The 24,829-nt window shown below is 47.6% G+C and carries 23 protein-coding genes; 8 read left to right on the top strand and 15 right to left on the bottom strand.

Annotated features, from left to right (window positions below):
* Nucleotides 1-54 precede the first annotated feature (54 nt).
* The 15 genes from ABTP35_RS12720 to ABTP35_RS12790 form a co-directional block, all read right to left on the bottom strand.
* On the bottom strand, nt 55-693 hold the full coding sequence (locus ABTP35_RS12720) for a hypothetical protein (RefSeq protein WP_207025739.1): 639 nt from the start codon (nt 691-693) through the stop codon (nt 55-57).
* A complete protein-coding gene (locus ABTP35_RS12725; RefSeq protein ID WP_375334236.1) occupies nt 690-1,511 on the bottom strand; it encodes a type IV secretion system protein in 822 nt (273 codons plus the stop codon). The genes ABTP35_RS12720 and ABTP35_RS12725 overlap by 4 nt, the downstream gene beginning before the upstream one ends.
* 107 nt (nt 1,512-1,618) lie before the next feature.
* Nucleotides 1,619-2,251 carry a hypothetical protein gene (locus ABTP35_RS12730; RefSeq protein ID WP_207025745.1) on the bottom strand — a complete coding sequence of 211 codons (633 nt, stop codon included), beginning with the start codon at nt 2,249-2,251 and terminating at the stop codon, nt 1,619-1,621.
* The gene (locus ABTP35_RS12735) at nt 2,248-4,809 is read right to left on the bottom strand and encodes a TraG family conjugative transposon ATPase (protein WP_207025747.1); all 2,562 of its coding nucleotides are present in this window, start codon (nt 4,807-4,809) and stop codon (nt 2,248-2,250) included. The genes ABTP35_RS12730 and ABTP35_RS12735 overlap by 4 nt, the downstream gene beginning before the upstream one ends.
* A complete protein-coding gene (locus ABTP35_RS12740) occupies nt 4,797-5,117 on the bottom strand; it encodes a DUF4133 domain-containing protein (RefSeq protein WP_207025751.1) in 321 nt (106 codons plus the stop codon). The genes ABTP35_RS12735 and ABTP35_RS12740 overlap by 13 nt, the downstream gene beginning before the upstream one ends.
* Before the next feature lie 11 nt (nt 5,118-5,128).
* Nucleotides 5,129-5,455 carry a hypothetical protein gene (locus tag ABTP35_RS12745; protein WP_375334237.1) on the bottom strand — a complete coding sequence of 109 codons (327 nt, stop codon included), beginning with the start codon at nt 5,453-5,455 and terminating at the stop codon, nt 5,129-5,131.
* Nucleotides 5,418-5,735, bottom strand: coding sequence for a hypothetical protein (locus tag ABTP35_RS12750; RefSeq protein ID WP_375334238.1), 318 nt, complete (start codon nt 5,733-5,735; stop codon nt 5,418-5,420). The genes ABTP35_RS12745 and ABTP35_RS12750 overlap by 38 nt, the downstream gene beginning before the upstream one ends.
* Nucleotides 5,736-5,784: 49 nt before the next feature.
* Nucleotides 5,785-6,312 (bottom strand): hypothetical protein, encoded by a 528-nt coding sequence (locus tag ABTP35_RS12755; protein ID WP_207025755.1) that lies wholly within the window; start codon nt 6,310-6,312, stop codon nt 5,785-5,787.
* Between the two features lie 89 nt (nt 6,313-6,401).
* Nucleotides 6,402-7,085, bottom strand: coding sequence for a ParA family protein (locus tag ABTP35_RS12760; protein ID WP_207025756.1), 684 nt, complete (start codon nt 7,083-7,085; stop codon nt 6,402-6,404).
* A 248-nt stretch (nt 7,086-7,333) separates the two neighbouring features.
* A complete protein-coding gene (locus tag ABTP35_RS12765; protein WP_072882370.1) occupies nt 7,334-7,735 on the bottom strand; it encodes a helix-turn-helix domain-containing protein in 402 nt (133 codons plus the stop codon).
* Nucleotides 7,736-7,737: 2 nt separating this feature from the next.
* On the bottom strand, nt 7,738-10,269 hold the full coding sequence (locus tag ABTP35_RS12770; RefSeq protein ID WP_375334239.1) for a TraM recognition domain-containing protein: 2,532 nt from the start codon (nt 10,267-10,269) through the stop codon (nt 7,738-7,740).
* Between the two features lie 29 nt (nt 10,270-10,298).
* Entirely contained in the window at nt 10,299-10,556 is a 258-nt protein-coding gene (locus tag ABTP35_RS12775) for a hypothetical protein (protein WP_207025762.1), read from the bottom strand.
* Between the two features lie 96 nt (nt 10,557-10,652).
* On the bottom strand, nt 10,653-12,173 hold the full coding sequence (locus ABTP35_RS12780) for a toprim domain-containing protein (RefSeq protein WP_207025764.1): 1,521 nt from the start codon (nt 12,171-12,173) through the stop codon (nt 10,653-10,655).
* 82 nt (nt 12,174-12,255) lie between these two features.
* Entirely contained in the window at nt 12,256-13,071 is an 816-nt protein-coding gene (locus ABTP35_RS12785) for a hypothetical protein (protein ID WP_207025766.1), read from the bottom strand.
* Between the two features lie 123 nt (nt 13,072-13,194).
* The gene (locus ABTP35_RS12790) at nt 13,195-14,421 is read right to left on the bottom strand and encodes a hypothetical protein (RefSeq protein WP_375334240.1); all 1,227 of its coding nucleotides are present in this window, start codon (nt 14,419-14,421) and stop codon (nt 13,195-13,197) included.
* A 75-nt stretch (nt 14,422-14,496) separates the two neighbouring features.
* Between ABTP35_RS12790 and ABTP35_RS12795 the strand changes: the two genes are divergently transcribed.
* The 8 genes from ABTP35_RS12795 (at nt 14,497) to ABTP35_RS12830 (ending at nt 24,809) form a co-directional block, all read left to right on the top strand.
* A complete protein-coding gene (locus ABTP35_RS12795) occupies nt 14,497-15,297 on the top strand; it encodes a M23 family metallopeptidase (protein WP_207025768.1) in 801 nt (266 codons plus the stop codon).
* Between the two features lie 2 nt (nt 15,298-15,299).
* Nucleotides 15,300-16,571 carry a hypothetical protein gene (locus ABTP35_RS12800; protein ID WP_375334241.1) on the top strand — a complete coding sequence of 424 codons (1,272 nt, stop codon included), beginning with the start codon at nt 15,300-15,302 and terminating at the stop codon, nt 16,569-16,571.
* A gap of 3 nt (nt 16,572-16,574) precedes the next feature.
* On the top strand, nt 16,575-16,859 hold the full coding sequence (locus tag ABTP35_RS12805) for a hypothetical protein (protein WP_207025770.1): 285 nt from the start codon (nt 16,575-16,577) through the stop codon (nt 16,857-16,859).
* Between the two features lie 238 nt (nt 16,860-17,097).
* Nucleotides 17,098-21,969, top strand: a complete 4,872-nt coding sequence (locus ABTP35_RS12810) for an SNF2-related protein (protein WP_375334242.1) — start codon at nt 17,098-17,100, stop codon at nt 21,967-21,969.
* A gap of 68 nt (nt 21,970-22,037) precedes the next feature.
* On the top strand, nt 22,038-22,691 hold the full coding sequence (locus ABTP35_RS12815; RefSeq protein ID WP_375334243.1) for a DUF6088 family protein: 654 nt from the start codon (nt 22,038-22,040) through the stop codon (nt 22,689-22,691).
* Nucleotides 22,684-23,721: a nucleotidyl transferase AbiEii/AbiGii toxin family protein gene (locus ABTP35_RS12820; RefSeq protein WP_375334244.1), complete on the top strand. Its 1,038-nt coding sequence runs from the start codon at nt 22,684-22,686 to the stop codon at nt 23,719-23,721. The genes ABTP35_RS12815 and ABTP35_RS12820 overlap by 8 nt, the downstream gene beginning before the upstream one ends.
* Before the next feature lie 382 nt (nt 23,722-24,103).
* Nucleotides 24,104-24,604, top strand: coding sequence for a PRTRC system protein E (locus ABTP35_RS12825; protein WP_207025776.1), 501 nt, complete (start codon nt 24,104-24,106; stop codon nt 24,602-24,604).
* Nucleotides 24,591-24,809 carry a PRTRC system protein C gene (locus ABTP35_RS12830; RefSeq protein ID WP_207025777.1) on the top strand — a complete coding sequence of 73 codons (219 nt, stop codon included), beginning with the start codon at nt 24,591-24,593 and terminating at the stop codon, nt 24,807-24,809. The genes ABTP35_RS12825 and ABTP35_RS12830 overlap by 14 nt, the downstream gene beginning before the upstream one ends.
* Nucleotides 24,810-24,829: the final 20 nt, after the last annotated feature.

Below are 24,829 nucleotides of genomic sequence, written 5' to 3' on the forward strand. Positions count from 1 at the left end.
TTCTTTACCCGATAATCGAGATCTGAACGTACCGGGTTATGTTGTCATCAAATATCATTTGCGTAGGTCCCTGTTGTCCAATACATCGAAACGGACGATCTTAAGGCCGTTCAGATTATTGGGGGTTGATTTGGTCTCCATCAAATAGCCGGTCGTGACCAGGTTCCGATATTCGGTCTCGCCGTCCCTTTCAATTTTTTGCTTTCCGATGAACCTGAACCTGAACGGATAGGAAGAATAGTCAATGATGATACTGTCCTTCTCCAGTTCAATGGAATAGCCACTTTTGGCGATATCCTCGTAATAGTCCTGGTCCACCAAACGGTTATAGAGCCGCATGCCCGAACGATCGACCATGAAAAGCGCCTTTCCCTCGATATTCCTTTTTATGAACCCCAGGTCCGGCTCCAGGCCAAAGAAAAGTTCATGAAAAATCCCCACATGTCCCTCGCACAGTATATCGATGGCCCTTTTGTAGTCCTTGACCCTGACAGTGGCCAATTTCTGGCCGCTGTCCAAAAGGTAAAAGTTGTTCTTTGCACTTTCATTGACCCTATGGACAACATAGGTACAGCACAAAAAACTAAAGAGCATGAAAGTTAAAGATAGGACAACCAAGCGGTTGGATCTTTTCTCTGCCCTTGTAATATCGTTGAAAACCCTATAACCTTCGTTGAATTCCATATTTCTCATTGGATCAAAGTTCTTACACCTTTTGTAGTCCCACCTGTTTTTATATCAATGGCAGTTTGCGCGGCTTTTTTGGCATAGTGCTTGGTCTTTTCCTTCAATTGCCCGGCATTCACGTTCATTCCCTGTACGATAAAATTGGAAAGGGTGGGGGCCTTGAGATAGACGAACAGGTTCATCAGCATCAAAAGAGCACTGGTCAGGACCAGTCCCAGATTGGCCTCCGTACGCAACAAAAGGGAGTCGATGAGCTTTTCCATGATCTTGAGCATAAAATTGTCGATAAGGTGCAACATGGGGATCCAAAGGCAGACGGACATGAATTTCTGCAACCAGGCCTTCCACATGCCCGATAGGGCAGGGATGAAGGACAGCCCGATGTTTAGGGGGCCGAAAACGATGAGGACGAACAGATAGATCACGGACATGGCCTTTATCCCGATGAAGACCACGGTGGAAACAATGGAGGCGAAGGTGGTGATCCCGGAGGTCATCCCGCTCAAGATCAGGGATTCCAGCGCCGACCAGTCCATATCGAACAGGCTCCATGAGGAACCGATGTCCCCCATGGCCCTTGTCTGGGCATGGTATATCTTCAATTGCAGGATATCCCATGAGACATCGTTCCCTTTCAACGATTTTCCGATACCTTCATAGAATTGGAATATCGACCGGGCGAACACCTTGTACTTTAACAGGATGAACGCCAATGGAACCCATTTGAGGTAGGCGAAAAAATCGGCCCGGGTCTGTTCGTTCATGAACACCTTCAATGCGATGATGCCTATCCCGATATAGGCGAATTCCTGGCCAATGTCCATGATGGGATCCACCGCGTCAAAGGCATCCAGGATATATTGGTCAAAAAGTTCGTTCACCTCTTCCCGGATGCCCGCATCCGTCATATTTTGTGTCAGGGCCAGAAAGGTCATCGGTTCAGGTCTATCAATGTTCTTCGTATTTCCCTGCTGGCATCGAGCTGTTTTATTCGCTTGTTGTGTGCGATCAGACCGTCCAATACCCCGTTCAACTTAACGGTGATGTCGTTGATCTTCTTGAGACGTTCCTCGGGGTGCATGAGGGATCTCGTGTTCAGGATGGTCCTGCTCTGCTGGAAAAGGTCCTTTGTCCTCAACAGCGCATCAGTGGCAATGGCCAGGAATTCCTTGGACTCCTCGGACTCCAAATTCTTAAGGTTCCCGATGGTTTCCTGAGATGTCCTATAGGCTTCCAAGATCTTATCCTTTAATTCTGTGATGTTGGAGAGTTCCGTGGATTCCAGTACATAGTCCGGAGCGGTCTTCATGGCATCGAGTTCCTCTTTTAGGATTTCCCTTGACCTAGTGGTCTGATCGTTGTTCTTCTCCATCAGGTCGATTAACCGGTCCAATTTCCGGTTGGTGGTGGCCAATCGGTTTCCCAATGATCGAATCTGAATATGGATCTGGGCCAATTGGTTGTTCGCGATCCCGAGGGAACCATTGGTCGCTGCATCGGTTACGGGAATCTGGCCCAGGGCGACCAAGGGGACCAAATTGAATAGGTAGATGAGTTTTTTCATTTTTTCTGTGTTTTATGAGAAGGACCTAGGGAATAATCTTTGGCCGTCAGTTCCCAATTGTTATGGTTCTTTTTATGCAGTTCATTGATTCTGTGCGATTCCATCGGGTTGGTCTCATAAATGCATTTTTCCACCAATGAGGTTTCCACTCCGTAGACCTTCACCCTGTCCTTCCAACAAAAGGCCACTTCCCGATATTTCCGATCGAGCGGCAGATCCCTGTTCAGGGAAAGGATGGATTGCCTCTGTTTATCACTGAGACCCATCATTTCCTGGATGTTCTCGAAGGCGTTCTCAAAATCCCCCATGTCCAGGAAGACCTTGATATGGGAATTGACCACAATGGCATTCTTGATGACCTCGGAGGCGATAAAGTCATCCACTTTTTGGGAAATGAAGATGGGCTGGCCACCATATTTTCTGGCCATTCTGGACTGGCTGTTGAAATAATCCTCGAACTCTTTTCTGGAAAGGGCCTTCCATGCCTCATCGACCACCATCATCTTGTTGATGGCCAGTTTGTCCCTATCGAGGAGTTTTTTGTCAAAAATTTCCATGACCATCAGGGCGGTAATGGGGAACAACAGTTCATTGTCGATGAGTTTCCCCAGTTTGAAATAGACCAACCTTTCCCCGCCCAAACGGGCGATCCTTTCATCTTCTCGGTTCAACAACCTTTCCCTTGGTCCGCCCTTATAGTATTTCTCCAAAAGGAACAGAAAGACATCGGGGTCGAACACTTCCTTGGAAATCCTTTTTGCACCGACAAGGACCTTGAGATGTCCTTGGCAGTATTCATAAAAGGTATCGAACCGGAAATCGGTGTTCCCGGTCTCCCACATATGGGAATAATATCCGGGCAACAGGTTTTCAAGAACGGTATTCTTGACCTCGTGGGATATTGTATCCCTAGAAACGCCACGGTCGTCACCCGTTATCAATTTCAATAGGGTGACCAGGTTGATGACCTTGGCTTCGCTCAATGCCCTTGATCCATTGTCCTTTTCAATGGTGTCATATGCGTCCAACTTGAAGGGGTTGAAGGTAAAGGGGCGCTTGTCGTCATGTTCGATGATGGTCCCGCCGAACACCATTGTAATCCGTTCATAGGAATTGCCGTCCTCCATGATGATGGCCTCCGCCCCTTGACGGAGTTCCGAGGCAATGAAATGGTTGGCCACATAGGACTTGCCACCGCCGGATCCAGAGGCGATCAACATGCCGCGATTGAATATCCAATGGTTTCTCTCGGGTTCCCGGTAGACACTGACGGAAAGGGGCCTTCCACTGACCCTGTCGATCAACCGTAGACCATCGATTCCTTGCGAACCGTCACGATATTCGCCCTCAAAGTATACCAATGAGGCGGCCATATCGCTGGACATGGGCATGTACATATCCGATGGGAGGCCCACGGCATTCCCCGGGACCCCTGCGAAGAACAGGTTCTTTCGGTCAATGTTGTTTTCCTTGGCGTTGATCTTGAGCTTTTTGAAACCGTCCGCCACGGCACTGCACATTTTTCCATGGTTCCCATCTGCGCTGTTGAACCCCAAAACGTTCAAATGGTAAAAGACGATCTCCTTATGGTTCTCCAAGATGTCGGTATTGAACTCCCGGATCTGATCGGCATAGATCCCATTGCTGTCATCTTTCTTTCCATTGCCGAACTGATCGAAGCGCTTGGCCTTTTTCCTCAACCCCTTAAGGGCCCTTTCCTGTTCCGGGATATAGATGTACTGGTTGATGATGTGTTCATGGGGTATCTTGAACCCGATCGAAAACAGATTGCCAATCGGGAACCGGTTGTGCCGTGTCGTGAATTTTCCGTACAGTTCATAGGGCCCCAGATATTCCTTGGTGAACTGGTCCAGGTTCTCCACGGTAAAGAACCGGGCCTGTTTCTCCCCGATCCTGATGGAATTGTTGGAAAAGTCGATATCTGGCAGGTTTTTGTTGGATGCGGAGAGGCTAAAATATTTGGAATAGAGCCCATCATCGTTAAAAAGTCCATCATACTCCATTATTTCCGAACGGATAAGGCCCGATCCGTTCAATAGGTTCGAGACACTTTCCACCTTCGCCTCGAAATCCAACAAAAGATCCCGGTCAAGGAATTCTTTGGGAATTGTCCTGTCCAAAAAGAAATCCCTTTTTTTCGAGAGAAAGGAATTGACCTTGGTGGGGCCGTATTTGAAGTATCCCGTTGGCACCAAACTGATAAACAGGTAATGCTCGGCCCTTAGAAAAGGACGCTCCTCAAAATGCCGCTCATTGCCGATCTCCATAAAATCACCGTTCAACCGTTGCGGGATGGGGCCGTACCGTTCCTCAAAGAAATGGTCCTGTCGGTGCAGGATCATGTTGGGACCCAATATGTCGACGATATTGAAGAAGAGTCCGTTCAAGGTATTGTAATCCCTTTGGTCCAAAGTGAACACCTCTGGTAGCTCCAATCTCAAGGGAATGGTCAAACAACCCTTTTCCTTTGAAATGAGGGATTTCCTTTCATACCCATAAATGGGGAACACGTCCATCATATCGGCTATCCTTTCCATAGGGGCATATTTTTGTACGGTCGGGAAATCTTGATCTTGTCCGGTCTGGAGGTATCGGCCATCTTTTTGATGAACCCCCTGGCCCCGTAGGTCCTGGAATGGAACAAGAGGATGGCGAACATGGAAAATAGGGTACAGGTGGTTACCACTAGGGCCATGAACGTGGGGATGACCATCGATAAGATGAACCCAAGTGAGAGTACGCCAAGGCCTATATAGATGCAATGATTGATGTACCTGGCCTTGAGGCCGAGGAACAGGACCTCCTTCTGGAGTCCTTTCCGTATAAGGATAAACTTGTCTTCCATGAGGGCCTTTTTTAGGAACGCATGCTGTCCCCAACGGACAAAAGGATCCAGAAAATGGCAAGGCCAAGTATGACCTGTCCCACCTTTTTGGTCAGGTCGCTCTGTTGGTCCCTTAAGTAAAGGAATACCAATCCACCCAAAATGGTGGATGTCCCGGCAATGGTCTTGACGGCACTGATGACGATGTCAGCGATCCTGGAGAGGTCACGTTCCCCTTGTTGGAGTTCTTGGGTCAGTTCGTTCAATTGCCCAAAGGAATCATGTGGCAGGCAAAGGCCCAGCCCGATAAGGAGCAAGATTTTAAGTTTTCGGGTCGGGACCCTCTTTGTCCGTAACATCCCTGTTACGGATGATCTTGAATTTTTCATTTTCTGTGCGAGTTAAGGAATTGTTCAATGCTTCACTTGAAGAGCCTTTGTTTTTGAAAGCCTCCAGGAGTTTGGAGTTGTTCTCGACTTCATCCACCTGGCTGAGTATGGTTTCCAAATCGGCTTGTCCTTCTTGTGAATTATTTACAAATTTATTATTTAAATACAAATAATCATCATTTTCTTTGATTTTTTTGGTTTCCCCTTTCTTTTTTACCAACAGGACCCAGCCCACATATATGTAATACATGGCCGTAATGCCCAATGTTATTTTCCAGAAAAGGTTCAAATACAGTTTATTATAGTTTTTCTATCAGTTTCTCCAATTTGGCCCCGTTCTTATGGACGAATTCTTCCAGGACCTTCCTCAAGATCTCGTTCCGGTTGATCTTTTTTCCCATTTTATAGCCCAATCCAAGGGCCAGCCTTTCATAACCGGCGAGGCATTCCCCGCTCAAGGACATCTGGAACACATCTTTTTTGTCCCTATAAAACTCAGATTCAACGGTTTTATTGAATTCCTGCCAAATTCTTTCCTCGGATTTTGTCATTTTTTTCCGTTTGGCTGGACGGTTCGCGTTTTCCATGGGCCGTGCAACGGTTTCAGCCTTCGGGGTTTCGGCACCATCCGGATCTTTGCCCAACGGTACTTTCTTCTCAGGAGTTCCCGTTATGGCATCGTTGGTAAGATCGGCCGTTTCCCCAGTTTGATCGGTCTCCATTCCGGAGGATCTTTCCTTTTTTAACCTGTCCAACATGCCATCCGTTTTGTCCATGTCCATCGTTATGGCCTTTATCAGTTGGCCCGTATCTTTACTTTTTTTCATTTGTTCATTGCTTGATTTTTGGTCATTGTCTTTTGTAGCCATATTTGGTCCGTCCTAAAAAATCCCTCATTGAGGGTTTCATGGCCATATCAATTATTGGATAATTTAAGGACTTCCTCAAAAAAGTTCCTGATATCCCGTGGTCCCGTCTCCATTTGTTCCGGGATGGGATGGAGGGTGCTCCTGTACTGTTCCCGGTATATGGTCTTCTCCTTGACCACATGCTGCATGAAGGGAAGGCCTGCCGTCAGGACATCGCCCTTTAAGTTCGCGAACTTGTTCTTCTGGACTTCCCGATATTTGTTGAAGAAAAGATGGACCGATCGCAGTACCCGGTCCCCATTGTCCAAGAAGTTTTTCTTCAATGTCCTGTAGAAATTGAAGGTACTGTCGATTTCCAGCTCGTCATGGTCGAAGGGTATGAAGATATGTTCGACGAACATAAGGCCCTGTACCATTTCGAGGCTCAGGCTTCCCGGAAAGTCGATGATGATGTAGTCCACTTTTCCATAATGCTGCAGGATCTTCTCCTTAATGGTCCTTACCGTCACCCGGATTATCGGATATATCGGGATATTGTCTTCTTCGTTTTCGCCGATAAGGTCCAGTTCGCGCTGTCTTTTTTTGAAAATGGAGAACTGGGGGTCGTCCACATCCAAAAGGACGACCTTCTTTCCATAGGTATGGAACAGGTTGGTGGCCAACATGATGTTGAGGGTCGTTTTGCCCACGCCGCCTTTTTCTCCGGCGACTGAAATGATCTTTGTTTTCATATTGATATGTATTTAAGTGAGTAAAGGAATATTTGTATATAGGGTCAATTACATAGGCATTTGTTCAATGGTTTGGATATTTGTTGATATAAGTATTTGTATAATCATACAGTTGGATGATTGCTCATTTGGTGAAATGTTTATTTGTATAAATGAATAAATGAATAAATGAATAAATGAATAAATGAATAAATGAATATTTCAATATAGATGTCCAATGATGGTCCGTGTCAGTTTTCCATCGTTGCTTAAATTTTTGATTTGAACCCCGAAAGGGCTTCCAGTATATTGGACTCCAAGGCCTTGAAATTTTCTTGGATCCCTTCCTGATAGACGAGGTTTTCCCCGATATTGCGCTTCGGGATGAACTCATTGTCCGTGGCGATGATCCACATGGGATTGTAGCCCAAGGAATAATAGTACAGGATCAGTTTGAAGGTGGTAGGGGAGATCGTACCGCGTTCCACATTGGTCAAGGTCGAATAATCGACACCCAATCGCTCACACACATTTTTTCTTGAATAATGGGAATTGCGCTTGTCCGTGGTATCGTCCGCTTCGACCAGATCGTCCCGGATCTCCCTGAGCCTTTTTCCGATGTAATAAAAATCCTCCGCTTTCGCGTTCTTAAGTTCGTCGATATCCTTCATGTCTATAAATTTTGAACGGGGTAGGAGGAATAGGGTTCTTCCTCGAAAAGATCGGCCCCATCCCATAGGGCGGCCAGACTTTCCCCTTTGCTATTATCTTCCTTAAAAGTAGGTCTTTCCTGTGACCCGTCCATATCCTCGAACAGGTCTGGGCCGGACATTTGGTTGAAGTCCTCCAAAAATTCCAGGGCTATCTCCCTGTTTGCGTCCAGTGAAGACCCGATTTCATCCGTTATCTTATCGGGATCGAAGATCGAGGACTTGGGATGTTCCCCCTTGATCTTGAAATATTCGTCCTTGACCAGATCATCAATGTCCCCGAGTACCTTGTGGAAGGCCTCGTCCAGGACCCGTTCCATTTCCCGTTCCAAGAACATCCTTCCGACAAGGTTTTCCATGAAGGCCCTTATCTGGGAGCCATTGGCTTCCTTATTGTCGACCAACTGCCCCAGGTCCTTTAAATGATCGTACAGTTTCAGGTCACGGACCAAGGAAGTGAACTGCATTCGCTCCATCGGGCCATCGCAATTTTCCTTTGTGAAGCTCTCCAGGTAAACGTTATAGAATTCGATGTAATCGTTTTGGGCGAGATCAAGTAGGGCCACCTTGTCAAAAAAGCCGATATCCTCCATCAATGCCAGGCGTTCCCCTACCTTTTTGTCATGGTCCGGGGTCCTGAAGTCCCTGGTGATCGGAAGGGGGAATTTGTCCTGGTGTTTTTTTGCCTCCATGTTCGGTCTCAATAGGCCAAAGCACAGTTTTTGCTTGATGGGATGTTCAAAAGTATCGGCCACGATACCGCCAAAATATCCCGTTGACATCCCGGTTATCTTGCTCTTGGGCATCAGTTCCATCATTTGGGTGCCCATACTGGTGGTCGTGTCGTTCCTTGAGACCGTCCTGGACAGTTTTTCCTGGTGGATCTTCCCAAAAATGTCACTGATGCGCCGGGCCGTTTCCCCCTTGGCAGCACCGCTGAAGACGTTCGCACAGTTGTCAAAGATCACATCGGCCAGTTCCTTGCCGTAATCGGCGATGAGCTGGGAGACGCTTTGGATGCCAAGGACAGTGGCCACCAAATGGGACCTCCCCGTATCGATGATCTTTCTGAGGCCCATGATGAAGATCGTGGGCACCTCGTCAAGGATCACCCCCATGGGCCTGCCCCCGGGCCTGTTGACCACCTGAAGGGCCTTGTTGATGATAAGCCCGATGGGTGCGGCATAGATTTCCGATCGGTCCGGATTGTTCTGCACGCATACGATCTTGGGCCTGGATGTGCTGTTGATGTCCAATTGGAAATCATTGCCGGTCATCACATAGAATATCTCCTTGGTGGCGAGCATGGAGAGTGATATCTGGGCACTGGCGGTCTGACCGGCCAATTGTTGTCCAGCTTCCCGTTCCAATGCATCCTTGAAGGGGATCATCAGGTTACGGACTTCCATGTCCCTCAGGATAATGTCCAAGAGCACCTGTATATTGACCGTTGAAAGGATGATGACATGGGGGAGGGTACAGATGTTGGTCCCGGTCTCCTCCGCTTTCTTCTTCAGGTACCAGATGAGCCCCGAAACAAAACTGATGGCACTCCTTGAAAAGAAATCGTTCTGTTTGATCCATTCCTTATTGAGGTTCTTCATGATGATGGTGGCCGCATCCGAGGCATCGATCTGTGACTTCATCAAGTAGGGGCTAATGGGATTGTTCCGGTGGGTCCTTTCCGGATCATCGAAGGAAATGGTGTAAAACCCGGGTAGGGAACCCAACTGTTCCGGATCATCAGTGCCGAGTTGTTCCTTCTTTTTCAGCCAATGGTTATAGGCGATACGGGAAAGTGTATCGAACTTGAAGTCATAGATGAGCAAGGTGAACATTTTGCCGATAAGCTGCTCGATGATCTCTTCAAAAAGGGCAAACGACTTCCCACTTCCCGGTGTACCGATGATCAACAGGGCCCTAAAGAGGTTGACGAAGTTGACCCAGCCTTTTCTGATCTTTCCCTTGAAACGGTAGTCATAGGGAATGTTCACCGAATAGGGGGTATCGATCTCTTGTTCCATCTGCTGGAACGTCTCGTTCCCCTCATTGAAAGGGTCCTCTTTGGAAAGGTCGGTAAAGGAGAGCACTTGAAAGAGATGGACACTGCCCGATAGGGAAAACAGGAACCCCAGGAAATAGCACGGTACCGAAGACCAATACAAAACAATATTGGGAACCTTAAGGACATCACCGGCACCAAAGAATAAAATTCCAAGGGTCAGGTACGACACGCCCTTGGTATAGGTCTTTTCCGCTATCTTTTTGGGATGGTACAACATGACCGCAGCCACAATGGCCATGAGCAATAACAGTTTGCCCAGATACTTTTGGTGCAACGGCCCGAACTTCATAAAAAAACCATAGATCCATCGGAGTATCGGGCCATCGATCCCATGGTAGGCCAATAGCGCATAATGATCGATATAGCCGATCACCGCAAAAAGTGCCACGGAGAGGAACATGGCCGAATGTGCCAACCTTTTATCTTGCATGGAAGGGAAGAATATGGTCCATTATGGGATCAACCAAAGGTCTTTTCCCTCCATCCCTCCAAAGCGATGTCGGATGCCTCCTGAAAGGAAATCCCCTTCTCCCGTACCATTTCGATGGTAGTGTCCAACAGGACCTTTGATTGGTCCCGGATGAACTGGGTATATCCATCCCCCATTTGGAGGCGGTTCTTGAGTTCCATATCGTTCTCTTCGATAAGTGCATCCAGCAGTTCATAGTAGTATTGGTGGTCCTTCAACCCTTCCGATAGTTCTTCCATTATTTTCATTTGTTTAAATTTAAGTCAATACATTGATATTTGTTTATTACCCTTTCTATGGATATTGGTGTTTGATATGTCCCAAAAAACCCCTCTTTGAGGGTTTTATATTTTTAATTGTGCGATGTTCTCCTTTGATGTCTTTTTGTGCATAAGGTGCGCCGCAATGGCCCGAAAGGGGATCATATAGGAATACCGGAGCCCAAAATCGGCCAAGACCCCGGTTGGGCGTATTTCCTCTACGATGCCCTCATTGGGGGCGCCCTCCGGTCCGCTTTTGGTCTTGAGGACGATCTTGTCCCTTGGGCGTATCCTATCCGGATCCACGGTCCCAAGTTGTTCGTACCTTTCCTTCTTGCTGCTTTTCAGGTCGTCGTTCCAATCCTTGCCCAACGATTTCATGATCTTGGCCCTTACAGGAAGGTACAGTCCGCCCAAGGTGGTCAAAAATACCCGTAGTGCCTTGGCCATCTGTGGATCCAAGATGGTTGTGGATCTGGATTCCGGGATTGAAAATTCAAGAGCCAACTTGTCCGAAAAAAGGATGGTCTTGAACCCTTGGCCCTTTGGGAACGCATTACCGACCGAATCTTCGATCGTACGGGCATCATGGGCCATTTGACCGCGACGGTCCTTATGGTAGTGGATGTTCATCGATACCCTCTCCCGGTTGATCCTGTTCTCGATATAGACCCCTTTTGCCATGCCATTGATGAGCTTGGTGAAAACTTGGACATCAAATCGGTGTCCCGTGGCATCGTTGTCGAAAATGGACACGAGATGGATTCCTTTTCTTGAAAGAAAGGGGGTGATGAGCTCATAAAAGAAATCCAGTTTTTCGGTATAGACGTTCCCTCCAAAGGAAACATATAGATCACCCCTTTTTCCCTCAAGTTCATGGAAGGACAGCAGATCCACCCCGCTTTCCCCAAAAATGATCCGTTGGGCCCCTTCTTTCGGTGGATTGGAACTGAACAGAAAATGGTCCTTTCCGTTGAGCACCAAGCGGAATTTCTTGAGTTCCCCCGTATGCCTGTCCCTATAGGGCCTGTTGTACAGGATATAGTTCCTGGGGGTTCCCCCGATATCGAATTTTGGAAAGGCCACATTGGCGATCTTGCCTCCATTGTCGTTATGGTGGAAGGCATTAAAGATCCTGTCCCTAAAGGGATCGGATGCAAGGGTTTCCATCGCAATGCCCCTTTCCTTGGTCAGGTATATGGCATTCCGAATTGGTACTATGTTGTAATTTTCCTCCAAGGATTTTCTTTTGGTCTTTTTTTGGGGGACCTTTGGGCTTCGTGCAATATGTTCGTGGGCACTGTCAATGATTTCCAGGCCCTGTTCGACGGCCCTGTAAAAGTTCTCCTCCCTATTCTTTAGGAACGAAAAGAAAAGTCCCTTGTCCTCCGAGTCATTGCGGTTGAAATAGGGGATGGGGTCCCTTGAGGTCATCAGGACGATCCGGTCGCCCTCCTTGGCGAATTCCATTGATCCTGCACTTTTTTTGAGCAGTACATGGCCCGTGCGCAATAGATGGCCTCCAAAGTCCACTTCCCGGTTGATCTTGCCGATCAACCGTTTATAATATTCTGGGTCTTCTTTATAGCTGATGGTGTTCTTCATGATTGATAAGATTGAAAAAAGCCGATATATCGGAATATGCCGGCTTTTGTTCATCAAATGGACCTTTTGGCTCCCTATTTGCTCATGGCATTATGCTGTTTCTTTTTTTTTTCGTCCCCGACCACAACGGACCCTTGGTTTCCAGATTCTTTACATTGGCCTTTTCCGGGGATTTTGTAATGAACCTTTCTGCCCTTGGGCTATAGGTGACGTTATAGGTCTTCCTGCCCTTTTTGGTGGCGATGGAAATTTCCACGGTCTCTCCCTTGTTCATGGCATCGGCCTGCTGTTTGGTCAATTGCTGCCCATAGAAATAAGTATTCTCTGAAAGGGCGGTCTTCGTCCTGATGTCATTGAGCTTTGGCTCGTAATAGGCCAGCTTCGGGAACATTTCCCCATCCTTGGTCGCCCCATTGAAGACGATGGATCTACCGTCATTGACCATGGCCTCGAACTCTTCCTTGGAGAACTGGTGGTTATAGGCGGTGGCCTGGGCAAGGGTCACAGGCTGGTTCCTCTTGATCTGTACATCCAATTTGGACCCGCTCTGGGAACTGTACATCAATTGGACGGCCTTGACACTTTCCTTGAGTTCCCCTTCGTTGACATAGGTGGAGCGATGGATGTACTCCTCTCCCTTGACAAGGGCATCCTGTACGTTCTCGGGAAGCTTGTCAAAACTGATATAGGCGCCCTCCAATTTTTCCTTGGCCTCCCCATAGGCGAACCGTTGGGCGGGGGACCGCATTTTCTCAACATAGGGACTGGTCTCGTCAATGTTGAATTCCAGGCCTCCCTGGGTCTTGATCTTTAGGATGCTTTCCTCTTTGGAGAGGATTTCCCCTTTTTGCCAAATTTGGTTCACTTTTACGAAAACCCTTTCTACTTGTTTTTCCATTTTACTGAGTATTTAATTGTTAAGGAATATTGATTTTCGTACCTTTGCGGTACTTGTTGATATTCATTTATCGATGAGTTAAGGAATATTTCGGAAAGAGGGCGGGAGCGCTCTTTTTCCATTTTATAAAGCTATCCGGTAATCCTCCATCTGCACCTCCTTCCCCTTTAATGTAATACTTTGGTCCGATTCCCATTCCAAATGCCAATTGGCCATTTTGGGTTTGAGAATGTCCAATGTTTTGCCCAGATAGTTCTTATGATAGGACCAGACAAAATATTTGATGGCACCCACCTCAAGGGGCACCCTTATCGAAATACCGTCCCCTTCCTTCCCTACCACAATACTGTGGCGGTTGATGCGGAATTGGTCCAGGGCCTTGTTGTACTTTAAAAAACTTTTTGCCAATCCTTGGTTGAAGGCCTTTATGGAATTATAAAAGCGCAGAAAGGATTTTTCGTCCCCTACCTGGAACTTGACCTTTAGGTCCCCTTCACCAAGTTTCAACATGAAATTGGTGTCATCGATGAAGGAAATGAAACTGAGGTCCCGTAGATACCCTTCTATCTTTTTGCTACCGGTGAACGAGAGGATGATCTTTTTTACTTTGGTCAATTTGCGGATCTCGAACAAAATTTTGGTGGTCTCATAATTGATCTCCCCAAGGGCCATATAGACGGCATTGTCGAGTTGGAACTTCCTGTGAAAGGCTATGGCCTCCCTGGGATCCTTGAACACGACCAACCATTCGATTGTTTTGGGGATATTGGAATACCAAAGGGAATGTTTGGCATCGGATTCCCTATAGGGCCGGACCCCCTTGTCACTGTCCAGGAAATATCCGGCGGTCTCATTCTGGATATTGTAGAGGGGGAACAATGGCTCCCCTGAAGGAGCCTCATAGATACGGTCCTTAAAGACATCCGTTCCGGCAACATCGGAGTAAACCCCCTCCGACTTTCCCTTGAACGGCACCGCATAGGAATGGAAGTGGTTGAATTCCGTAGTAACCCTTTCCAGGCCGATATCCTTGGACATATCCAACATCAATTCCTTGGCCGCTGTCACCTGATGGTACCTTTGATCGACCTTGTCCCAAAGGGTTTCGCTTTTTTTTCCCTCTGTCCTGGAGACCTCTTCCAAGACAAGGTCCGAAGCGGACAGTTTGTTCTGGGGGCTCTCCACGTGGTAATATAAAAACCCTTTTTCGGTATGGATGACCACGCTGTAACAGCCGTTCCTTTTGAACAGGACATGGGTGGGTTCCCTTTTTACAGGTTCGTGACCGAAATGCCCGAACAGGGCGGCGAGGTCTATCAAATGGTCTTTGTCCAACCAACGGTCCAACATATGATTAAAAATCGTTTATTTGTAAATAATTAATAAGTTTGTAACTGACACCACAAATATATAAAAACTTTTCAAATGGCAATGGTTTTCAATAAAAAAGGTCTGAAACGGATATTGGGACATCTGATATCCTTTGGCAAGAAGGAGGTCCGGTACCTCATATTCCTTATCGTTGCCCTAACGGTACTTCTATTGGGCAAGGCCTTTTCCATGATGGAGGAGGATATCGGGGAACAGATGGTGGCCATGGACCGCTATGGTATGTCCCTCAGGGCCAATACAGGGAATGCCCCAATGGACAGCGTGGTCTCGGACAGGGAAAGGGAGCGGTTGCTCTTTGAAATAGAGGAAAGGATCGTAAAGTATCTTTTCCAGATCCCGGACTACACCTATATGTCCTCCCTGGAAACCTATTTCAGGTACAGTCCCGGACTGTTGGACGAAATCCCCTCGTGTACGCCCTTGGAAAAGGGGGACTATAGGTTGAGCAGTGCCTTTGGGTACCGTGTACATCCCATTTCCGGAAAAAGGAAAAAACACATGGGCCTGGATTTTGCCGCCCCCAGGGACAAACAGGTATATGCCACTGCATCGGGTACGGTGGTTTCAATCCTTCGTTCCAAAACGGGGTATGGTACCCACATCATCATCCGGCACCGTTTTGGTTTCAGGACCCTTTACGGGCACCTGACAAAGGTCTTGGTGGGCAAGGGGCAATTTGTCCAACAGCACGAATTGATCGGGACTGTGGGCAGTTCAGGGGATTCCACTGGATGCCATCTGCATTATGAGGTCAGCAAGAACAGCGAAAAGATCGATCCCATACCCTCATTGGACCTGAAGCGTAAGATCATACTTGAACTCATCGAACAATAATTATGGAGCCATTACAGGAAAACAGACGACCAGACCCATGGCAAAGGGCAAGAAAGCTCATGGCCAGATTATGGAACCTTAAGGAAAAGTTGTTGAACAGGGACTTTAGGGACTTTGCCACGTTGGAATATGAAAGGGTCCGCCCGGAGGACATCCAGGACATCCAAAGGCTCAAGTATCACAGGAACCTGGATATGGCCAAAACGGGGCATGCGGATGCTTCGTTGAACGGCCTGATTTCCTATCATCGGAAAAAAGAAGGGTTGGTGAAACTCGACCAAGGAGTGGTTGCCATGGGAACCATCAAGGTCAGTGAAAATGACGACCTCCTGGCCTCGATCCGGTTCGGGTACGACAGACATCGGAAAGCCCCCGTTATGGCCCTGAGGGACCATGATAACATTCCCATATGGAAACCACTGGATTGGCCGGAACTCTTGGGAAGATTGTCCAGCCTTCATCCAAAGGCAACGGACGGACTTGAGTTAGGACATTCCTTTTTTGCAAGGGACATCCAAAGGACCGTTCCATCCGATTTCGAATCCCTCGGTAAAATGTATGACCTCATTATCGAAAAGTCCTTTAGGTCCAATAAATACTTTGGGAACGGGGTATTGCCATTGGATGCAGGGGTATTGGAGCATCCCATGGAGCATCTGCACAGACCGATCCTGTTCCCAGCATCGATAAAAGGCCATGAAATCCTAAGGTTGACGGAGGCCAATGCACATTATCTTGTCTTCCAACCCTTTCTCAAGACCTCTGCGGATTTGCTGCACCTTACCCGTGAAGAAATCCAAGAAATGCTCCGGAACGAACGGGTCGATCGGATTGCCAAGCTCAGGTTCGGACTTGTCCTCGGCATCAGGGAGGGGCAGTTGTACATTGGTAAAAGGAACGGTGAAAAGACCCAGGGGATGGACTGGACAACTTTCAGGGAGGCCATGGAATCCCCTGCCCATAGTGCCAAGGTCAAGTACTACTTGGCCAAAAAGATCGTAAGGGAAAAGGACTTCGTGATCGAAAAGGGTGCGATCCGATTGGAAAGCGGTGGACGGACCGCTTATCTAAAAAGGCATTATATGGATGGCCGATGGCACTATGCCGAAACCGGCCGAAATAATCAAGAACTACATTTCAGGCCTGTCAATGGACCGGTCATGGGACACCTTCGGACCCATTTTTCGGATTCGGAAAATCTACAGATGGCATTGGATGCAATCAAAGAACAGAAACCGGACATAAGGAAAATCGAAAACACGCTAAATATATGAACCATGAAAACAAGAACAATCATCAGAACGGGCCAGTATGACCACTGGCAAAGGGAAATCGTAAGGGATGGATCGGGGACCCATTATGTACTTGTGGAGGGGGTGCCCCATCATACCACCAAAACGGGGGAACCTACATTTCCGTTACGAGACTTTGTGTTCCAGGATATGGGAAAATCGCCCACATTTGATGGCAATGATTACCCCTATGGATTCGATCCAATGCTATATAATCTGGAAAAGGAGCAGATCAAGAAACCCAAAGAACAGAACATGCTAAAACTATAGGTCATGAGATCCATCCTTGGCAATAGCGGCCCGGACCGCAGACCAGTTGTTTTGGCCAGGATCCAATTGGACAGGGCCAAAGAACCTGAACGTGGTAACAATCTCCATTGACCTTGATGCGTCGGCATTAACATTTAAAAGAACATAACACTATGGCATTATAACCTTAAAGCAGGGGAACAATCCCTGCAGGGCCGGCCTTAATGGACGGTCCAAAAAATTCCTTAACTCACGATCTATGAAATACTCAAAAAAGAAATATCTGGACTTTATGGTCCGGACCATTGACGCATTGCGAAATTCGGACACCCTCGGGCATACGTTCATCAACAATCCAGGGTTCGGCAACATTTTCGACATCCTCAAAAATGAAAAATACCGGGAACGGTTTTTAGGTGCATTGAACCAATATGTGGGCGATACGTATACGGATACCCTTGTGGACAGCCTAAAAAAGGGCTCACTGAACTCGTTCTATACCCCAGTGCCCGTAATCCGGGCCATGATGGAATTTTTGGCCGGGATACCCGACTTTTCCCCAGGGACCATTTTGGAGCCCAGTGCGGGGAACGGGTTGATCATCAGGGAACTGTTGCACCGATATCCCAAGGCCAGGGTCACGGCCTTTGAAAAGGAGATCCTGACCGCACGGATCTTGGAACATAATTTCAAGCACAGGGACAATGTTCGGGTGTTCGGCATCCCATTTGAGGGTATTGGCCAGAGCGATGCCACCAAAAGTTATGATCTGGTCATCAGCAACATCCCCTTTGGTGCCAACAAGGTCTTCGATCCCGACCTTGCAGGCCATCCGTTAAGGGACGGGCTTACCAGCAATGTCCATAGCTACTTTGTCCATAAAAGTCTGGCATTGGCCAAACCAGAGGGATTGGTGGTATTGATATGTACCAAGAATTTCCTTGATAAGGCAAAATATGGGCAAATCCGTGAAGATGTCATTAAGGACAATGATTTTTTGGGTGGGGTCAGGTTGCCGGACAATGCCTTTGAGCAGGAAAACACCTCGGTGATCGCCGATATCCTGGTCTTCCAAAAAAGCCGTGCCAAGAACCCATCCTTGGAACAGGGGGAAAGGAACCGACTTTTCATGGGAACGGCAAAGGTCAATCTTGAAGGCAACGAAATCCAAATGAATGCCTATTTTGATGCCCATCCCGAAAATATCCTGGGGACCATGGAACCGGGAGGGCTTTATGATCGTTCCGATTATACCGTAAAGAACCCCAATAATATTGCCACTATCGAACCCGCCATAAGGGAAGCCTTGTTGACCTTAAGGTCATCGATTACCAAATCAAGGACAGTAACGGAGAAAAAAACGGATATGGCCGCTGTGCCTAGAAACCCTCAACAGTCATATGAAGGCCCATTAAGACCGGGCAGCCTAATCGTAGCGGAACAAAAAATTGCAAAGATTACCGATTCCGGCCAGTATTACTACCTGAAGACCAAACCGGCCGAGTTCGATAAACTGACCAAGATCATCTCCCTACGGGACACCTATGTAAAGCTGTTGGATCCCAAGGTCGTAGATGGACAGAAAATCTGGGAGGACCTGAACTATCAATACGACGTGTTCCTTTTCCAATACGGGAACCTGAACGACAAGGCCAATTACCATTTAGTGACCCTAGATGTCCAGGGACCTTTGATACTGGCATTGGAAAGCCCTGAACAAGGGACTTTTGCCAAGGGCCAATTTCTTTTGACCCCCTGGGCCCCACAAGTGGAAGAAAGCCCCGAACGGTTGACCCTACAGGATGCCATTTATTTTTCCCTGAACCGGTACAATCGGATCGATATCGATGCCATTGCCGGGCTTACGGACAAGCCGAATGAAACCGTGATCAGGGAATCCCTTTCCAAGGGCCTGTTGTTCATCGACCCGACCGAAGATGGGTGCAGGCTTGCCCCAAAATATCTGTTTGTGTCCGGTGTCATCCATAAAAAGATACAATGGTACCGGAACAACGATTTTGGGGAGTTCCGTTCCTTTGTGGACAGGGACATCCTCTCCCGGTCCATTTTGGAACTGGAAAAGGTCAACCCGCCGATTACCCCGTTCGAGGATCTCGATGTCAAGATCCATGAGCCCTGGTTTCCCATTGAGGTGACCCAATCCTTTATTTTCGACACCTATGGTACATTGGCACACATAAGCTACAATGAGACCACTTCAAAATACATGGTCAAGATCGAAAAATACGACTATGCGAGCGTCAAAAAGTTTTACGTCAGTTCCGAACACCGATACTACGGTTTCAAGGACATCCTGGAAGGTGCCCTGAACTCGACCATACCCTATATATCAAAAGGGTCCGGGGATTTTAAAAGGACCGACAAGACCAAGATGCAGGAGGTGAACATAAAGTTTGAGATCCTATACAGGGAATTCAACGAATATGTGATCGGGAACAGTGAACTCAAAAAGTCGTTGGAGTTCCAATTTTATTCCATTTATGATGCCAAGATCATGCCCAAATATGATGGGAGCTATCTGGAGTTCCAGGGATTGAGACACTTTGAACCCTACAGTAGTCAAAAAGACACCGTGGCCGGGATCATCATCAACCAAGGTCTCCTGGTCAATAAGGAGGTCGGTTTCGGAAAGACCCTGGATATGGCACTTTCCACCGAAAAACTCCGTGAACTCGGCCTGTCCAAAAGGACGGTGATCATCGGCCTGAGATCGACGGTGGTACAGTTGGAAAAGGAGTTCCGCAATGCCTTTCCCCAAATGAAACTGTTGGTGGCCAACGACAGGGAGGTGGCGGGACTCCAGAAAAGGAACGCCTTTTTTGCCAAGGTCGTCTCCCAACGTCCCGATGTGGTATTGATGAGCCACGATACCTTCAAGTTCATACCCCAGTCCCCCGAGATCATCAAGGAAATCATCCAAGAGGAACTGGACAATCTGGAAAAGGACCTGGGAGTGATCTATGAGAACAAGTACGATATCAATAAAAGGGTACTGAAGGGGCTGGAGATACGAAAGGAAAACCTGGAGGCACAGCTCCAGAACATTTACCACCAGATCGAAAAAGGAAAGGACAGGATATTGACCTTTGACCAATTGGGATTTGAGCATATCATGGTCGACGAGTCCCATAAGTTCAAGAACCTGATGTACACCACCAGGCATTCCAGGGTGGCAGGCCTGAACACCAGTACCGGATCTGAAAGGAGCAAAAACCTGTACACGGCGATCAGGACCCTCCAAAGATCCAGAGGGAAAGACTTTCAGGCCACTTTTCTATCGGGCACGCCCATCTCCAATTCCATAACCGAGGTGTACGTCCTGTTCAAGTACCTGATCCCGGAAAGGCTCAAGGAAATGAACATAGCCTCCTTTGACCAATGGGCCCAGGTTTTCGCCAATAAATCCTATGAGTTCGAGCCCACGGTCTCGGGGGACTATAAGGTCCGTGAGCGGTTCCGCTCCTTCAAGAAGATGAAATTGCTGTCCACCCTGTACAATGAAATTTCCATCATCGTCAACGCACGGACCCACCATATCGATCGGCCCAAAGCGGTGATGGATGTACATACCATCAAGCCCACCGAGGGCCAATTGGCCTATTTTGAACAAATAAAGACCTTTCTTGGAACAGGGAACAGTGACCATCTGTATGGCAACAAGACCTATACCGAGGATCAAAAGGGGGCACTTTCCCTGATTGCGCTGCACCATATGCGGCATGCCTCCATCGATCCCAGATTGCTCAACCCCGATCTGGAGGATCCCGGGGAGGCCAAATTGCGAATCATCGCCCGTGAGGTCTATCGGACCTATACCGAGAGCAACGATTTTAAAGGTACCCAGGCGATTTTTTCCGATCTGGGCACCCCAAAGGACACCTTTAACGTTTATTCGGAGATCAAGCGGATCTTGACCGAGGAATTTGATGTCCCGTCCGAAGAGGTGGTGTTCATCCACGATTTCAAGACCGATGGAAAAAGGCTCCAATGCTTTGATGACCTGAACTCCGGCAAGTACCGTATCATCATTGGCTCCACGGAAAAATTGGGAACAGGAACCAATATCCAGCGAAGGATGGTCAGGATCCACCATGTCGATATTCCCCATCGGCCCACGGACGTGGACCAGCGTAACGGAAGGGGCGCAAGGAAAGGGAATGAAATGGCCAAAAAATATTGGGACAATAAGGTCACCATCTCCTTTTATATCGTCGAGAACTCCACCGATGCCCTGATGCTCAATAATGTCAATACCAAAAAGAACTTTATCGAACAGATCACCAATGGAACCATCCAGTTCAACAGACTGGACATGGGCCCAGTGGACGACAACGGGTCCATCGATTACAAGACCCTGTTGGCCGTGGCCAAGAACGACCCGCTCTTTCTGGAAAAGGAACAACTGGGCAAGAGGCTGGAAGAGCTTCAACTGGAACGATCCATCTTCAAGCGTAACAGGCTTGAAGCGGAGAACAACATCCGGTTCCATTCCAGGGAGAGGGAAAAGGTATCGAAGAACATTGAAAAGCTCGAAAGGGACCTGCCGATATGGCAATTGATGGAAAGCAAGGAAACTTATTATGGACTTGTCAGGGATGCTATGGAGCTTCCATCAAATGCCCAGGATACGGATATTGGACAGGCCATTATCGATTTTTTTCAGAAGCACAATGGCATGGCTTCGGAACACCAGGTCCTAAAGATGGATGGGGCGAGGCTGTGCATCAGGATAGAGGATGTGGAGACCCATTCCCTATTTGTCCGGACCGACAATGCGACCTATGGACATGGGGCCAGACGAATCGTTACGAACCCCAAGAGTGTTGCCGATTACATGTACAATGCCCTTTCCAAGGTTCCCCGGTCAATTAAGGACCAAAAGGAACTGGCCCTTGACCATGGACACCACATTACCGCCAACCAAAAGATCTTGGACCTTGATTTTGATAAATCGGACGAACTCAAGGAGGTGGAAACAAGAATGGAACAGATCAACGATGAACTGGACAAAAAGTTCGATGTGGATATTACTGATAAGGAAAAAGAACCTGAAAAATCGGTAATCTCCCATTCGGAGTCCTTGGATGTAGGGACGGGCCGATCATTATGAACCGTTGCCAAGGCCATGGTTCCAATTTTATACCCTCGGGTACAATACCAAATGGTAAAAAAGCCTTCATGGAAAATTATTGTAACAAATATTTGCTAAATTTGTTACAAAATAAACCAGTGGAGAGTATCGAATCCAAAATAAAGAAAAGTATTTCCAGGAAGAAACGGGGAGAGCTATTGTTCCCTGACGACTTTCGGGGGCTGGGTTCATCCGAAGCGGTACGTTTGGCCCTCCATAGATTGGAAAAGGAAGGTTATGTACAAAGGGTGGCCCAGGGAATCTATGCGCGTCCCAAAATAAGCAAATATGCAGGGGAGGTATTGCCAACGGCGGAGGAAATCGCAATGGCCATAGCCAAAAGGGACAAGATTAGGTTGGTGCCCACCGGGGCATATGCCCTAAGTGCGCTGGGGCTCAGTACACAAGTGCCCATGAAACTTGTCTTTCTTACCGATGGAGCCCCCAGGGAAATAAAACTGGGCAAACGAAGTATAAAACTGAAGAAGACCACCCCCAAGAATCTATCGGCCAAGGGCGGGATAAGCAGATTGGTGATACAGGCCCTCCGTGAAATTGGAAAGGACAGATTAACGGAAGAGGAGGAAGCAAAAATCATGGCCCTTTTGAAAAAAGAAGACCAAAAGGACCTGCTCCATGATATAGAACTGGCACCGGTATGGATACAGAAAATTATGGAAAAGAGCTTGGACAATGGATAAAACCACATTTTACAACATCCCCAAAGAGGATAAACTGGCCATCTATCAAAATGTAGGGAACAGAACGGGAGTGCCCGATTTTGCAGTTGAAAAGGACTGGTGGGTCGTCCATACATTGAGGACGATCTTTGAAATGGGAATAGGTGAACATTTGGTGTTCAAGGGCGGGACATCCTTGAGCAAGGCATGGAAACAGATAGAACGGTTCAGCGAGGATATTGACCTCGCCGTTGACCGTAGTTTTTTTGGGTATTCCGGGGAACTATCAAAAAAACAGCTCACGAAACTCAGGAAAGAAACAAGTTCCTATATTTCAGGGGAATTCTACCCTGAACTGCAAAGACGGTTCACGGAGAACGGATTCAATGATGTCGGTTTCAATATCGTTCCCGCCGAATCAAGCGACCAAGATCCACGTATCATAGAAATCTACTATCCCCATATCACCAAATCCCCCGGATACATACAGCCAAGGATTCAGGTCGAGATCGGTTGCCGTTCCCTAAGGGAACCTTTTAGCCCCAAACCGATAAGTTCCTTTGTGGATGAACAATATCCCGATGCCGAATTCATGGAGCCTCCGGTGATGGTCCCATCCGTAACGCCCGAAAGGACTTTTTTGGAAAAACTGTTCCTTTTGCACGAGGAATTCCAACGTCCCAAGGAAAAGATAAGGGTGGACAGGCTTAGCCGCCACCTTTATGATATCTATCAATTGGCGAAAACGGAATTTGCGACCAATGCCATCCATGACATAGGATTATATGAAACCATTGTCAGCCACAGATATGTGTTCACAAGACTTGGCGGGGTGGATTATAACCTGCACCAACCCCAGACTATACAGCCCATCCCGCCATCGGATCTCGAAGAAGCTTGGCAGGCCGATTATAGGACAATGCAGGAACAGATGATTTATGGGGATTCCCCGACGTACAAAGATCTGATACAAGGAATCCATGGTTTTTTAGAAAAGATGAATGCCTTGGATTGGAAAATAAAATTGGAATTTTCCCCTCCCAAAAAATAAGAACAGAATGGGCAGGATTACCATAATGAAGTATTTTTTATGCTGTCATCCCTGTTCCTGCGGAAGTTGAAGACCCTTCCCTTCGGTCCGGGCGTTCAACCCCCTCGGAACCGGGCATAAAAGCAAGCGGGCGAAAAAACGCCCACTTGCATTTATCTTCCCACCGCTCGGATCATTCTTTTCCCTACCCATAAAATGGGACAACGACCCCTGTCGACCCATGGATGCTGTCATGGGACATGGCACCCTGACGGGTGCTTTTTTGTGGAAAGGGAGGAAGAAGAAAAGGGTGGATATTTCCTCGGATTATCCTGCCCTACCCACCCCCTGATCGTATATTTACAATAGTTAATCAATTGTAAAACAGTTAAATACATCGTTTATGAACCAATTTTTTTCATCCCTTGAAAAAACGGGGGTACGACAGTTGGGGCTGAGCATCACCTTTTCCGATGGAGAAGTATCGGTGTCCGTACTGCCCAAGAGCCATGCCGATGACAAGGGACTGAAATCCCTAAGACCATTGAGCCTACGAGCAAGCGTTGAGGAAATGGACAACAAGTTCTTCGAGGCCGTCCAAAGACCATTGGAGCGCACAAAGACCATGTTCGACAGCGTGGAGGCCTATGAGGCATCCCTGAAGGCTTCCGAGGGCAGAACGGCAAAGGCCAAGAAACAAAAGGAATCTTTGGGCAAGAAGACCACCGCCTTGCAGAACCTTATCAAGGAAAAGGACTTCAACCCGATGAAAGACCATGAGAGGGCGATCAAGGCTGCCAAGGAGATCTTGGCTATTGACCCCGAGAACAAAGAGGCCAAAAAGGTCTTGGAGCAGATGTCCCAATATGAATCACCAAACCTTTTCCAAGATGCAGATCGCTAACATAACACGAAAGTACCTTTTCCTGAACGGTAACAGGGAAAAGATCGAACTGGAGGATATCGACCCCGAAATGGGACATGAAAGGATCATGGAGCATTATTCCGCACTATATCCCGAACTGACCAATGCCAATGTCATGGACAAGGGCATTATCGATGGGTTCCATGAGGTGCACTTCCAATTATTGGCGGGAACCAAAGGTTGATGATATGAACGTGGATGAAT

Source organism: Flagellimonas alginilytica (genome assembly GCF_042134605.1).
GTDB lineage: Bacteria > Bacteroidota > Bacteroidia > Flavobacteriales > Flavobacteriaceae > Flagellimonas > Flagellimonas alginolytica.